Raw genomic sequence first — 13616 nt, forward strand, 5'->3', positions numbered from 1 at the left:
GGCGCACCTAGCCTTCCGGGTCCGTGACGTGCCCGGTGAGCGCGCCGAGCAGTCGTCGGGCCCGGGCGTCCTGCCGTTCGACGGCGAGCGGCAGGAGGCAGCGGGCGGCCAGTGCGGGGTCGAACGTCTCCGGGTGCAACGCCTGTTCGGCCCGGGCCAGTTCGGCGTCCGCGAGCGGGTCGGGTCCGGTCCGGGCCGGCGGGTCGGCCGGCCTGTCGCGGAGCGGCCAGCGCTCGGTGAAGGCGGCGTAGCCCGCGGAGGTGAAGTTGCTCGGGTACGGCGCGGGACGGTCCCAGCTGAGGAAGAGCCGGACGGCTTCGGGGTTCTCCGTGGCCAGCAGTTCGTGCGCCCAGACGGCATGATCGCGGCTGGTGGAGAACTTCAGCCCGTCCAGCCGGTAGAACTCGTTGACGACCAGCCCGGACAGGACCGACTGCCACGGCGCGCCGGCGGCCACCGCCAGGGCGGGGAAGAGGGCCGCGTAGTAGAACGCGTTGTCGATCCCGAGGAACGGCCACAGGCCACCCGATCCGCGCCAGGCGGCGCCGAGTTCACCGAGCTGCCGGGCGTCCGGGTCGAGCCGGCGGCCGATCAGGTCGAGGTAGGCCAGTCCCATCTCGACCCAGACGTCCAGCCGGTTGCCGCCCACGAGTTCGATCCCCCAGTCGGTGGGGTAGCTCACCGGGACGTCCGGCAGCCCCTCGGCCAGCAGCCGGGTGAGCAGGGCGCGGACCCGGGCGGGGATCACGGCGGCGGACCAGATCCGGGTCAGCGCCTCGCGGTACTCCTCCAGCCGGAGGACCGGCCCGTAGTGGCGCACCGCCCGCGGTTCGCCGCCGCACAGGCAGCGCGGGTCGCGCAGCTGTGCGGCGGTGGCGAAGCCGCCGCAGGCCTCACAGGTGCCGCCGCCCATCGGCCCGGCGCAGGTGGGGCAGCCGCCGGTGACGTAGCCGTGGTGCAGGGTGCGCCCGCAGGCCCGGCAGGCCAGCATGGTCCACTCGGTCGGGTGCACCAGCCCGGCGGTGACCAGTTCGACGCACAGCCGCGCCACACGGGCGCGGTGGTTGCGGTCGGTGCGGGGGGTGGTGAAGACGTCGTGCCGGATGCCCGCGGCGGCCAGCGAGGCTCTGATCAGCGCGCCGTACTCGTCGACCAACTCGTCCGGCTTGCGCCCGAGTTGCTCGGCCTTGGCGACGACGTAGTTCTGGTGGTCGTCGGTGCCGCAGACGGTCAGTACCGACTCGCCGCGGGCGCGGGCGGCCCGGGCGGCGATGTCGGCGGCGAGGTAGGGGCCGGAGAGGTGGCCGAGGTGCAGCGGTCCGTTCGGGGTCGGCGGCGGGCTGAGCAGCACCACCGGGCCGGCGGCGCGGTCGCCGGTCATGACCGGCCTCCGTCCGCCGCGGTCCCGGTCGCCGCGGTCCCGGTCGCCGTGTCCCCGTCCGCCGCGTTCCCGTCGGCCGCGCCCTCGTCCGCCGTGTCCCCGTCGGGCAGCCAGTAGATGCTCAGGACGGTCAGCGGGTCGGTCTGCGAGCGGTTGTGGATCACGTGCCGCTCCTGCGGGTCGAGCAGGACGGCGGTCCCGGTCGGGGCCGCGGTGGTACCCGCTCCCTCGACCTCGAACTCGGCCCGGCCGGTGACCACCACCGCCAGCTCGACCTCCGGGTGGCAGTCCCGCACGCTGGACGAGCCGGGGCCCACCACGCACCACATCGCGTCGAACGGCAGCTTCGCCGCCTCGGGGTACTGCGTCCAGCGTCCGATCCGTATCCCGTACTCCGCGGTGAGCACCGCCGAGCCGCAGTCAAGGCTGCGCACAGTCGTCAACTCCTCAGTGTCATCGGGGGATTGGTGGCGGGATCCAGGGTGCTGGCGGTGCCTCGAAGCCGGCTGAGGAGCCGCTGACGGACGTCGAGGACGGCTCGATTCCGCCTGGAGAGCGCTCATCTAGCGTGTCGGCCATGGATGTTGGAGTTGTCCCGGTGCGTTGGGCACCGCGTCGGATGGTCGCGTTCGCCCCGGAAGAGGTACGCGGCTGGGTGGTCAAGCGGTACGGCATCTCGGCCACCCGCCCGAGCCCGCCGGACCGCGTGGTCGAGGCCGCGCGCGTGGCGGTCGGGGCGAGCCTGCCGGAGGCGTATCCGGACGCGCTGAGCTGCGCCTTCAGCGTGCTGCACGAGGATCCGGACGGCTGCTACGTGGTCGTCGGCTGGTGGAGCCCGAACCGGGTGATCCTGCACACCCGGACCTGGATCTCCGAGTGGGCCGATCCCGGCGTTTGGCAGCCGGCCCAGGGCGGGGCCACCGCCTGCATCTGGGAGATGGTGGCGCTGGCCGCCGAGCGGGACGCCTGGGTGCGCCACGTGGTGCGGCCGGACGTCCCGGACCTGGCCGGCTACCTGGCGGCCACCATCAGCGGCGAGTTCTGAGGAGGGGACATGGCCCTGGCCGTGCTACTGGCGCTGGGCGTGGTGCTGCGGAGGCTGCCGGTGGGCCGCCGGACGGTCGATCGGGCACTGGCCGCGATCGCCGCCCGGCGGCCCGGACCGGGCCACTGGTTCAGGAACGTCCTGCCGGGACGACGGAACGCCCTGCCGGGACGATCCTCGACACCGCCGGAATGACCTCCGCCCAGACGTCGAGCGCGCCCTCCCGCCACGGGTCGGGCGGCTCGACGATGGCGTGGTCGACTCCCAGCTCGGCGAGTTGGTGGAACCGCTCGATCGCGCCGGCGGGCGAGTAGGCCCCGTTCCCGCCGGCCCTGCTGAGCGCGCCCGTGCCCAGCGTGGTCTTCTCGATCTCGTCGTACGGGCGGCCGACTTCGGCGCAGCGCTGCCGCAGCACCTCGAACTGCTCGCGGATGACCTCGGTCGGCCTGAGGTGGGCGTTGCGTCGCATCGGGTGCTGCGGCGGCAGGGTGGCCAGCTTGTCCTTGATCAGCTCGGGGTCGGGCAGCTCGTAGACGTTGCAGGCGTCCGCGTACCGGGCGACCAGGCCGAAGGTCCTCCGCCGGCCCTGGCCGCCGATCAGGATCGGCGGATGCGGCCGCTGCGGCGAGTTGGGCTCGTTGCGCGGTTCCTCCAGCTGGTAGTGGACGCCGGTGAACGGCTCCGGGTCGCCCGCCCACATGTGCTTGGCGAGCCGGACGGTCTCCTCCAGCCGCTCGAACCGCTCGGCGCGCGGGACCACCGGGATGCCGAGGCCGCGCTGCTCCTGCTCGTACCAGGCGGCGCCGATCCCGAAGTACATCCGGCCGCCGGAGAGCGCGTCGAGCGTGCTCACCGTCTTCACCAGGACGCCGGGGTGGCGGTTCACCACGCCGGTGACCAGGGTGCCGAGGCGGATCCGCGAGGTCTGCCCGGCGACGAAGCCCAGGGTGGCGTACGCCTCCGGGCAGGGGCCCGCGGGGCCGCGGTTGAGCGGGGTCTGGAAGAAGTGGTCCATCACCCAGAGGCTGTCGAAGCCGACCTCCTCCGCGGTCCGCGCGATCCGGCCGAGCGTGCTGCCGATGTTCTCCGGTGAGCCGGGCCAGCCGAAGTCGGTGATGTTGATGCCGAGGCGCATGCGCCACCTCCATGTCGGGACGTCACGGATCAGACGGGCCAGTCGAGCCGGCGCAGCGCGGCGTCGACGAAGCCCCACTCGTAGCGGGCCGCGAGCGCGAAGTTCCCTTCCAGCCGTTCGAGTTCGCCGGCGGAACAGCTTTCGCCGAGGTCGTCGACGAGGGTCAGGAAGCCTTCCAGCACCTCCCGGTAGTCCTCGCCCGGGTGCAGCGCGGACACCCACTGCGCGTAGCGCGCGCCGGGATCGTGGCGCTCCCGCAGATCGTCGGCGATCTGCAGGTAGAACCAGGAGCAGGGCAGCAGCGCCCCGATGCCCTCGGCCAGCGAGCTCGCGCTCGCCGCGGCGAAGAACGAGGTGTAGGCGTGGGTGGACGGGTCGGCCGGACGGGTGCGCCAGGAGGCGTCCCCGGCCCGTTCCAGCTCGGCCGCCATCAGGTCGTACCCCAGGGCCATCGCCTGGCGGGCCTCCAGGGTGCCGACGGCCATCCTGGCCAGCACCAGGGCGTGGGTGTGGTCGTGGGTCAGCGCGGCGCAGCGGGCCAGGCCGCGCCCGTACGCCGGCAGCAGGAAGTCGGCGTCCTGCCGGGCGAAGTGCAGCAGCGCCTCGCCCGGCAGGGAGCCGTCCCGCAGGCCCGCGAAGAACGGATGGTCCTTGATCTTCTCCAGCAGCGGTGCGCCCGCCGCCCGGAGCCGTTCGCGCAGGGTCGCCGGCATCAGTCGAACCACTCGCCCTGCTTCATGCCGAAGAAGGCGTTCCCGCGCAGCTTCAACTTGCCGGTGACGAAGGCCTTCTGGCCGGAGAGCTTGCCGGTGGCCATCAGCAGCATGTCGATCAGCTTGACGCCGATGACGACGTTCGCGTCGTCCCGGGTGCCGTGGCCGACCGCGCAGGTGCCATCCGCCACCGCCAGGTAGTACTCCTTGACGCCGGCGGCGGTGGCCACCTCGTACTGGAAGACGCCGCTCTCGCCGTTGGCCTTGGCCGGGTTGAACGTCGAGGCCAGCCGCTCGTACACGGTGTCCAGCGCCGCCTCGACGCCGCCGGGCCGCTCGGCGAGCTGCTGCTCCACCTGGTCCTTGGCCGTGGCGTCGACCAGCGCGACCAGCTCCTTGAAGCGCGTTTCGAGGTCCGACATGTCAGAACTCCTCTCGGGAAACGGATACTTGTGTGGCTCAGGGATCTCAGGGATCTCAGGGTGCTCAGGGGTCTCAGGGCCGGGCGAGGACCCAGGAGAGCGCGGAGATCAGCCGGTTGCCCTCCGGGTCGGCGCCCTTGCGGCTGCGCCAGGCGACGAACCCGTCCGGGCGGACCAGCACCGCACCGTCGTCCTGGACGCCGTGGCGCTCGGCCCACTGCGCAGGCGGCACGTCGAGGTCGAAGCCCGCCAGGTGGAAGTCCAGGTCGAGGCCGAGTTCGTCGCAGGCGCGCACAACGGCGGCCGACCAGCTCGCACCGTCCCGGCCGGCCACCAGCGCGAAGTTCCGGCCGTACAGGTCGAGTGTGGAGGCCCCGGGTCCGGTGGTCAGGTGGGGGGCGCGGGTGCCGGGCTGGGCGGACAGCTTGCCGGTCTCCACGGCGGGCAGGCCGTCGTCCGGCTCGTCGCCGTCGGGGTCCGGGATCACGGCGGTCGAACGGTAGCGGTAGCCCAGGATCACCGACCACCAGTCCCAGACCCGCATCCCGTCGACCTCGCCGGACGCGGTGCCGGTGCGCCAGACCATCTGCGCCATCGCCTGCTCCATGGTGAACTCGGAGACCGCGCGGCGCTCGGCGTCGTAGGTCGCCAGCAGCCCGGGACCGGCCTCGCCCTTGACGACGGCGGCCAGCTTCCAGGCCAGGTTGTGCGCGTCCTGGATGCCCGTGCTGCCGCCGAACGCGCCGGTCGGCGGCACGATCCGGGCGGCGTCGCCGGCCAGCAGCACCCGCCCGTGGACGAACCGCTCGGCGCAGTAGGCCCCGATCGCGAACGGCAGCACCGTCGTTCCGTCCGGCAGTTGCGGGATCAGCCGGCCCGTGAGGCCCGGGACACCGACCGCTTCGCCGAACAGCTCCAGGCAGCGCTCCGCCGGGTAGTCGGCGACCGTCTCGCCCTCGTCCGGCTCGAACGGCAGGCCGAAGCACCAGCGGTCCTTCCCGTCGTGGGGGAAGATCACCGTGCCCTGCCGCGGGCTGCCCAGGTAGGCGAAGCCGAAGCGGCGACCGGCGACCACCCGGTCGAGGTCGGCCTCGATCACCATCGACAGGGTGTTGAGCAGCACCCCGGGACCCTGGACCGGCAGGTCCAACAGCCGTCGCACCGTGCTCTTCTGGCCGTCCGCGGCCACCACGTACCGGGCCTCCACGGTGGACTCCGCGCCGCTCGCCACCTCGCGCAACTGCGCGGTGACGCCCTGCGGGTGCTCGGTGAGGCCGGTGAGCGCGACGCCGTAGCGCACGTCGGCACCCAGCTCCCGCGCCCGGTCGCGCAGGATGACCTCCAGCCGGTCCTGGTCGATCGGGCACCACTCGGTCGGGCTGACGCCCTCGGCGGAGCCGGGCGCCAGATCGACGAAGTCCGCGTCCCGGTCCGCCAGCGTCCCGGCGATCAGCATGCGGGAGGAGTCCGGGTCGGAGGCCACGATGCCCTCGCCCCGGGCGGCGAAGAGGCGTTCCTCCAGGCCGACTTGGCGGAACACCTCCACCGAGCGGGCGTTGATCCCCCGGGCGCGGGGGTGGATCAGCTCCTGCGGGTGGCGTTCGACCAGGACCGGGCGCAGCCCGTGCCAGGCCAGGAACACGGCCGCGGTCAGGCCGGCCAACCCGGCGCCCACGATGAGCACTTCGGTCCGTTCGTCGGGCATCTCGTCTTCCTCCTGGGGCCGTTGGGCGGGGATCCGGGCCGGTCAGGCCCACAGGGTGTGCACCTGTTCGTCGCGGATGCTGAACACCGAGCGATCGAGCAGAGAGTTGATGATCACAGCGCTGCGCACCGACAGCAGGCTGAGGTTGGGGTCGACCACGCCGTGGCTGGACTGGGCGCGGTTCTGGACGAAGATCCGGTTGGTGTCGCCGTGCTTCCAGCGCAGCGAGTAGTCCGGCTCGATGGCCGGTTCCTCGCCCTCCGCCAGGTCCAGCAGCTCCGGCGCCAGCGGCAGCGGCGCGGGCCGCCGGCCGGTGGCCAGCACGACGTGCCGGGCGGAGTGCTGCTCCTGCCCGCCGCCGAGCCGGCGGCAGCGCAGCACCACCGACCCGTGCCGCTCGGCGGCCCCGACCACGTCGCGGCCGGGCAGCATCATCACCGGCGAGCGTCCGTCGGCTAGCCAGATCTCGTAGTTGACCTGGTAGAGCTCCTGGAGGGTGGTCATCGAGACGCCGTCGCTGGTGAGGATCTGGTTCGAGACGAACCGGTCGCGCAGGTGCGCGGGGAGACTCTGGAAGTGGCGCACGTAGGCGGGCCGGTAGAAGTCGTTGGCGGGTGGCGAGTCGTCCATCGGCGCGAACCACGGCCGCCGGCCGATCCAGCGGATCTCCCGCAGCCCCAGCCGCAGGAGCGACAGCACGGCTTCGGCGCCGGTCTGGCCGCCGCCGACCACGACGGCGGTCTCGTGCGGTTCGGGGCGACAGCCGGCGAAGTGCTCGGCCAACTGCTCGGCCAGCAGGACGCCGGGCAGCGGGACGCCGGGCAGGCCGGGGTCGGCGAAGCAGTCCGGTACGTACGGGCGGGTGCCCAGCCCGAGCACCAGGTGGTCGCTGGTGGCGACCGGCCGGTCGTCGGCGAGCAGGACGAAGACCTCGTCGAACCGGACCCCGGTGACGTCGACGCCGTACCGGATGGTCCCCAACTCGCCGCTGGCCCACGCGAGGTAGCGGTCGTACTCCAGCCTGGGGATGGCGTCGAACTGGGCGTTCAGGAAGGCGTAGATCCGTCCGGTGGTGACCAGGTAGTTGAGGAAGGAGAACCGGTTGCGCGGATCGACCAGGGTGACCAGGTCCTTGACCCAGGAGGTCTGCAGCCGGACGCCCGGGTGCATCAACTCGGGGTGCCAGGCGTGCGATTGCCGCCGGTCGAAGAGGGCCACCGGCCCGGGTACGGCTCCCTCGGCGAGGGCGGCGAAGCTCAGGTTGGCCGGGCCCGCACCGATGCCCGCGACCGCGTAGTGCGGGAGTCCGACAGGCCGGCTGGTGGAAGTCGACACGGTTGAAGCCTCTTTACGTGAGGGTGCCCGTTTTCAAGTCGTGAGGCTGCGCTGCGTGAGGCTGCGCTGCGTGAGGTTGCGCTGCGGTGCTGTCGGGCACAGCGTTCCGGCTGCCGATCGAGGAGATCTGGAAGCGCACTGAGCCCCGTCGGCCGCGCCGGGCGTTCAGGCGGGTTCGATCCACCCGAGAGAGCGGGTCCCCATGCTGCGTAGCGACATCGGCCGGGCCAGTTGCGAGTGAGGGGACCCGTATGACGTGCATCGCCGGGTGGGTCGGGCAGGGCCCCGACCCGGACCGGAGACTGTCGACCGTGGCCGCCATGACCGCCGCGATGACGCCCAACAGCCCAGTGGTCCACGGAAGTTGGCTCGGCGAGGGCGCCGCGCTGGGCTTCCCGGGCCCGCCGGGGGACCGGCCTGTGGCGCTGGTCGAGAACGGCGAAGTGGTCGCCGTGATCGCCTTCGCCGGCACCCTGTACGGCGCCGAGGACGTGCGCCGGGAGCTGAGCTCCCGCGGCCATCGGTGGGGCCCCGGCGGCGACCCGGAGACCGTGCTCCACGCCTACCAGGAGTGGGGCGCCGACTGCCCGGTCCATCTGGACGGCGCCTTCGCCTTCGCGGTCTGGGACGTCCGCCGCCGGCGACTCCTGCTGGCCAGGGACCGGCTGGGCGTGCGGCCGCTGCACTACGCCCGGCTCGGCGAGGGCCTGGCCTTCGCCTCGGAGCCCAAGGCCCTGCTGGTCGACTCCCTGGTCGCCCCTACAGCCGACGCGGACGGCCTGCGCGAGCTGTTCACCCAGATCAAGACCCCGGGCCGGAGCGTCTTCCGGGGCATCGACGAGGTCCGCCCGGGCTGCACGGTGGTGCTGGCCGACGGGCGGCTCACCAGGCACACCTACTGGCGGCTGGAGAGCCGTCCCCACCCCGACGACCTGGAGACCACCGTCGCGACCGTGCGCCGGCTGCTGGGCGACGCGGTGGACCGGGTGCTGCCGGACGAGCCCGCGCCCTCGGTGCTGCTCTCCGGCGGCCTGGACTCCGGCGCGGTGGCCGCGCTCGCGGCCCGCACCATGGCGGCCCGCGAGGCGAAACCGCTGCTGACCGCCACCGGCACCTTCCTCGGCTACGCGGAGAACTTCCGCCCCGACAACGTCCGTGCCACCGCCGACGCCCCGTACGCGGCGGAGCTGGCCCGCCATCTGGGCTCCGAGCACGTCGACGTGGTGCTGGGCACGGCCGATCTGGTCGACCCGCGGACCCGGCTGGCGGTGCTGCGCGCCCAGGACAGGCCGACCCCGTTCGCCGAGATGGACGTCGCCGGCTACCTGCTCTTCGCCGCGGTGCGCGAGCGCGCCGAGGTGGCGCTCTCCGGCGAGGCCGCCGACGAGCTGTTCGCCGGCTTCCCCTGGATGCACGACGACGCGCTGGTGCGGGCCGGCCACTTCCCGTGGGTGGCGTACGAGCAGGCGCACGAGAAGTCCCGGGACGGTCTCGGGCTCGGCCTGTTCGACCGCGGGCTGCTGCGCGACCTGGACCTGCGTGGCTTTGGCGCCGACAGCTACCGCCGGGCGATCGGGGAGGTGCCGCAGCTGGACGGCGAGAGCGGCCACGAGCAGCTGATGCGCCGGCACTGCCACCTCCACCTGACCTGGTGGCTGCCCCGGCTGCTGGACCGCGACGACCGGATCGGCAGGGCGACGGGACTGGACGCCCGGATGCCGTTCTGCGACCACCGCCTGGTCGAGTACGCGTTCAACGTGCCCTGGCGGATGAAGTCCTTCGACGGGCGCGAGAAGAGCCTGCTGCGGGCGGCCGTCGCCCCGCTGCTGCCGCGCTCCGTCGCCCAGCGCCGCAAGAGCCCGTTCCCGGTCAACCAGGACCCGGTCTACGCCCGGATGCTCCAGCGCGAGCTGGCCGCCGTGCTGGACGACCCGGCCGCCCCGGTGGCTCCGCTGCTGGACCCGGCCGCGGCGCGCGCGGCCGTCGGCGCCGACCGGCACGACGGACAGGACTGGCTCGGCCGTACCAACATCGAGTTCGCGCTCCAGCTCAACACCTGGCTGGCCGAGTACCGCGTACAGCTGGCTATCTGACGCTACATCAGTTCTTCATCGGTTCTTCATCGGTTTTCCAAGAAGGAGAGGTCATGACTTCAACCCCTGTCGGCGAACCCCGGAAGGTCGCGTTCGCGGACGTCCCGCCGAACCGGCGGCGGGGCGGCGACCTGCGCGTCCTGCTCAGCCCGAGGACCTGCGGGGCCACCGCGGGCTTCCTGGGCGCGGGGTCGCTCATGCCCGGCGAGTTCGTCTCCGAGCACTACCACCCGTACTCCGAGGAGTACTTCTACATCGTCAGCGGCCGGATGACGCTGCGCCTGGAGGGCGAGCCGATCGTGCTGTCGGCGGGTGACTCCTTCATGATCCCCAAGGGGCTCAGGCACCGGATGGACAACTCCGGCGAGGAGGAGATGTTCGCCGTGTTCTTCCTGGGCCCGCTCGCCCCCCGCCCGGAGCTCGGGCACGTGGACACCGAGGAACTCCCTGTTGCCGACGGCGAGTTGCCGCAGGTTGGAGCTGTGACGTCATGACCGAGCGCCGTGTCGCGGTGACCGGGATCGGGGTGATCGCACCCAGGGGCATCGGCACCGCCGCGTTCTGGGAGACCCTGATGGCCGGCCGCACCGCCACCCGCCGGATCACCCACTTCGATCCGGCGGACTTCCGCTGCCAGGTCGCCGCCGAGATCGACTTCGACCCGCTGGCCGTCGGCCTCTCACCGCAGGAGGCCCGCCGCATGGACCGGGCCGGCCAACTCGCGCTGGTCGCCGCCCGCGAGGCCCTGGCCGACAGCGGGCTGACGGGCAGCGGCCTGGCCGGCAGCGCGCTGGACCCGGCGCGCGTCGGCGTCTCCCTGGGCAACGCGATCGGCTGCACCGAGCTGATGGAACGCGAGTACGTGGTGCTCAGCGACGGCGGCCGCAAGTGGCTCGTGGACCCCGAGTACGCCGTCCCCCACCTGTACGACGTCATGGTCCCCAGCTCAATGGCGGCCGAGCTGGCCTGGTCCTGCGGCGCCGAGGGCCCCGTGGCGCTGGTCTCCACCGGCTGCACCTCGGGCATCGACGCGCTGGGCCACGCCTTCGAACTGGTCCGCGAGGGCAGCGCCGACGTGGTGCTCGCGGCCGGCACCGACGCACCGGTCTCCCCGGTGACGGTCGCCTGCTTCGACACCCTGCGCGCCCAGTCCACCGCCAACGACGACCCCGAGCACGCCTGCCGCCCGTACGACCGCAACCGCAAGGGCCTGATCCTGGGCGAGGGTTCGGCCGTCATGGTCTTCGAGGAGCTGGAGCACGCCCGCAGACGCGGCGCGCACGTCTACTGCGAAGTGGTCGGGTACGCGAGCCGGGCCAACGGCTACCACATGACCGGTCTCAAGCCGGACGGCCGGGAGATGGCCGAGGCGATCCGGGTCGCCCTTGACCAGGCCCGGCTGAACCCGGACGAGATCGACTACGTCAACGGGCACGGCTCCGGCACCAGGCAGAACGACCGGCACGAGACCGCCGCCTTCAAGAGCGCCCTGGGCGCGCACGCGTACGACGTCCCGGTCAGCTCGATCAAGTCGATGATCGGGCACTCGCTCGGCGCGATCGGCGCGATCGAGGTGGCCGCCTGCTGCCTGGCGATCGAGCACGACGCCGTGCCGCCGACGGCCAACCTGGAGACCCCGGACCCCGAGTGCGACCTCGACTACGTGCCGAAGGTCGCCCGCGAGCAGCGGACCGACGTGGTCCTCAGCGTCGGGAGCGGCTTCGGCGGGTTCCAGAGCGCGATCGTGCTGGCCGGCGAAGGGAAGGCCCGCCGATGAACACGGGACCGAGTAAGCGCGCGGTCGTCACCGGCCTGGGGGTCGTCGCGCCCACCGGGATCGGAGTGAAGACCTACTGGGCCAACACCCTCGACGGCCGAAGCGCGCTCGCGCCGATGACGCGGATGGACCCGTCCGGCTACCCGATCAAGGTGATCGGCGAGGTGCCGGACTTCGACCCGTACGCGCTGCTGCCCAGCCGGGTCGTCGTGGAGACCGCGCTGATGACCCAGTTCGGCCTGGTCTGCGCCGAGGAGGCGCTGCTCGACGGCGAGCTGGACCCGGCCGAGCAGCCCGAGTACCAGATGAGCGTGGTCACCGCCAACGCCACGGGCGGCGCCGAGTTCGGCCAGCGCGAGATGCAGAACCTCTACGCGAAGGGACCGTCCCAGGTCGGCGCGTACATGGCGATCGCCTGGTTCTATGCCGCCAACTCGGGCCAGATCTCGATCCGGCACGGCATGCGCGGGCCGAGCGGGGTCTTCATCGCCGACCAGGTCGGCGGGCTGGAGTGCGTGGGCCAGGCCCGGCGGGTGATCCGCAACGGCACGACCTTCGTGCTGTCCGGCGGCACCGACTCCTCGTTCTCGCCCTCGGGCCTCGTCGGCCAGATCCCGCCCGGACTGGTCAGCCTGAGCGACGACCCGGCCCGGGCGTACCTGCCCTTCGACACCGCGGCCTCTGGCTACGTGCCGGGGGAGGGCGGCGCGATCCTGCTGGTCGAGGAGGCCGAGTCGGCCCGCGCCCGCGGCGTGCGCCCGTACGGCGAGATCGCCGGCTACGCCACCGCCTTCGACCCGCGCCCGGGCACCGGTCGCGGGCCCAACCTGCGCCGGGCGATCGAAGGGGCGCTGGCCGACGCCCGGTGCGCGCCGGCCGACGTGGACGTGGTCTTCGCCGACGGTTACGGCGTTCCGGAGCTGGACCGGCTGGAGTGCCGGGCGCTGGCGGAGGTGTTCGGGCCCGCCGCGGTGCCGGTCACCGTGCCCAAGACCACCACCGGCCGCCTCTACGCGGCCGGTCCGACGGTGGACCTGGTGGCGGCCCTGCTGGCCGTCCGCCACGGCGTGGTGCCGCCGACCGTGAACGTCACCGCCCCGTCCCCGGACTGCCCGGTCGACCTGATCCTCGGCGACCCGCGGGAGACGGCGGTGCGCACCGCGCTCGTGATCGCCCGCGGCCACAACGGCTTCAACGCCGCGGTCGTCGTCAAGGCCGTTTGAACCGTGTGAACACCAGCCAATCAGAGCCATCAGAGAGGGAGTTGAAGCGATGGACACCCTGAACCTGGACGGACTTCGCGAGATCATGCGCCAGTGCGTGGGTACCGGCGAGGCCGTCGACCTCGACGGCGACATCCTGCACGCCGACTTCGGCGAGCTGGGCTACGACTCGCTGGCCGTCCTGGAGGTGGTCACGCAGGTCCAGGGCCGGCTCGGCGTCGGCATCCCGGACGAGGTGATCGACGACCTGCGCACCCCCGCCGCCCTGCTGGATTACGTCAACCGGCAGCGCACGGAGGCGTGAGCGCGATGACCGAGCACGGGCACACCGAGCACGGGCACACCGAGTCGAGCACGGTCGTGGCGGCACCGTTCGACCTGGTCTGGGAGATGACGAACGACGTGGCCGGCTGGCCGCAGCTGTTCACCGAGTACGCCGACGCCGAGATCCTGGAGCAGCAGGGCGACACCGTGCGGTTCAGGCTCACCATGCATCCGGACGACCAGGGCGTGGTGCGCTCCTGGGTCTCCGAGCGCACCAGCGACCGGACCACCCGGAGCGTGCGGGCACGCCGGGTGGAGACCGGACCCTTCGAGTACATGAACATCTTCTGGGATTACCGGGAGATTCCGGAGGGTGTGCTGATGCGGTGGGTCCAGGACTTCCACGTCCGTGCGGAACTGCCCTTCGGGGACGAGGAGATGGCCGCGCACCTGAAGGCCAACACGGTCGTGCAGATGCAGGCCGTCAAGGAGCGCATCGAGGACGCCGCCCGCAACTGACCGG

14 protein-coding genes are annotated in these 13616 nt (G+C 72.6%); 7 read left to right on the forward strand and 7 right to left on the reverse strand.

Going from position 1 to position 13616, the window contains the following annotated elements; all coding sequences use genetic code 11:
• Window positions 1-7: 7 nt before the first annotated feature.
• Together KV557_RS06165 and KV557_RS06170 are read right to left on the reverse strand one after the other, a co-directional pair.
• Window positions 8-1381, reverse strand: a complete 1374-nt coding sequence (locus KV557_RS06165; RefSeq protein ID WP_218198704.1) for a class I tRNA ligase family protein — start codon at window positions 1379-1381, stop codon at window positions 8-10.
• Window positions 1378-1815 carry a cupin domain-containing protein gene (locus KV557_RS06170; protein WP_218198705.1) on the reverse strand — a complete coding sequence of 146 codons (438 nt, stop codon included), beginning with the start codon at window positions 1813-1815 and terminating at the stop codon, window positions 1378-1380. The genes KV557_RS06165 and KV557_RS06170 overlap by 4 nt, the downstream gene beginning before the upstream one ends.
• Before the next feature lie 143 nt (window positions 1816-1958).
• Between KV557_RS06170 and KV557_RS06175 the strand changes: the two genes are divergently transcribed.
• Entirely contained in the window at window positions 1959-2426 is a 468-nt protein-coding gene (locus KV557_RS06175; protein ID WP_218198706.1) for a hypothetical protein, read from the forward strand.
• A 130-nt stretch (window positions 2427-2556) separates the two neighbouring features.
• On the opposite strand, the gene KV557_RS06180 is transcribed toward KV557_RS06175, so the two are convergent.
• The 5 genes from KV557_RS06180 to KV557_RS06200 all read right to left on the reverse strand — a co-directional run bounded on the left by KV557_RS06180 (window position 2557) and on the right by KV557_RS06200 (window position 7736).
• Window positions 2557-3561, reverse strand: coding sequence for an LLM class F420-dependent oxidoreductase (locus KV557_RS06180; protein ID WP_218198707.1), 1005 nt, complete (start codon window positions 3559-3561; stop codon window positions 2557-2559).
• Window positions 3562-3590: 29 nt separating this feature from the next.
• A complete protein-coding gene (locus KV557_RS06185; RefSeq protein ID WP_218198708.1) occupies window positions 3591-4274 on the reverse strand; it encodes a TenA family protein in 684 nt (227 codons plus the stop codon).
• Entirely contained in the window at window positions 4274-4696 is a 423-nt protein-coding gene (locus tag KV557_RS06190; RefSeq protein ID WP_218198709.1) for an SCP2 sterol-binding domain-containing protein, read from the reverse strand. Before KV557_RS06190 ends, KV557_RS06185 begins: the two co-directional genes overlap by 1 nt.
• Before the next feature lie 73 nt (window positions 4697-4769).
• The gene (locus tag KV557_RS06195; protein ID WP_218198710.1) at window positions 4770-6401 is read right to left on the reverse strand and encodes an FAD-dependent oxidoreductase; all 1632 of its coding nucleotides are present in this window, start codon (window positions 6399-6401) and stop codon (window positions 4770-4772) included.
• Between the two features lie 42 nt (window positions 6402-6443).
• The gene (locus KV557_RS06200; RefSeq protein ID WP_218198711.1) at window positions 6444-7736 is read right to left on the reverse strand and encodes a lysine N(6)-hydroxylase/L-ornithine N(5)-oxygenase family protein; all 1293 of its coding nucleotides are present in this window, start codon (window positions 7734-7736) and stop codon (window positions 6444-6446) included.
• Between the two features lie 251 nt (window positions 7737-7987).
• On the opposite strand from KV557_RS06200, the gene asnB reads away from it, so the two are divergent.
• From asnB to KV557_RS06230, 6 genes are read left to right on the forward strand one after another with little or no spacing between them, the layout of a single operon-like run.
• On the forward strand, window positions 7988-9829 hold the full coding sequence (asnB, locus tag KV557_RS06205) for an asparagine synthase (glutamine-hydrolyzing) (RefSeq protein ID WP_218198712.1): 1842 nt from the start codon (window positions 7988-7990) through the stop codon (window positions 9827-9829).
• A gap of 53 nt (window positions 9830-9882) precedes the next feature.
• The gene (locus KV557_RS06210) at window positions 9883-10323 is read left to right on the forward strand and encodes a cupin domain-containing protein (protein ID WP_218198713.1); all 441 of its coding nucleotides are present in this window, start codon (window positions 9883-9885) and stop codon (window positions 10321-10323) included.
• On the forward strand, window positions 10320-11606 hold the full coding sequence (locus KV557_RS06215; protein ID WP_218198714.1) for a beta-ketoacyl-[acyl-carrier-protein] synthase family protein: 1287 nt from the start codon (window positions 10320-10322) through the stop codon (window positions 11604-11606). The genes KV557_RS06210 and KV557_RS06215 overlap by 4 nt, the downstream gene beginning before the upstream one ends.
• Window positions 11603-12829, forward strand: coding sequence for a ketosynthase chain-length factor (locus KV557_RS06220; RefSeq protein ID WP_218198715.1), 1227 nt, complete (start codon window positions 11603-11605; stop codon window positions 12827-12829). Before KV557_RS06215 ends, KV557_RS06220 begins: the two co-directional genes overlap by 4 nt.
• A 49-nt stretch (window positions 12830-12878) precedes the next feature.
• Entirely contained in the window at window positions 12879-13133 is a 255-nt protein-coding gene (locus KV557_RS06225) for an acyl carrier protein (RefSeq protein WP_218198716.1), read from the forward strand.
• Window positions 13134-13138: 5 nt separating this feature from the next.
• Window positions 13139-13612, forward strand: coding sequence for an SRPBCC family protein (locus KV557_RS06230; RefSeq protein WP_218198872.1), 474 nt, complete (start codon window positions 13139-13141; stop codon window positions 13610-13612).
• Window positions 13613-13616: the final 4 nt, after the last annotated feature.

Source organism: Kitasatospora aureofaciens, assembly GCF_019192735.1.
GTDB lineage: Bacteria > Actinomycetota > Actinomycetes > Streptomycetales > Streptomycetaceae > Kitasatospora > Kitasatospora aureofaciens_A.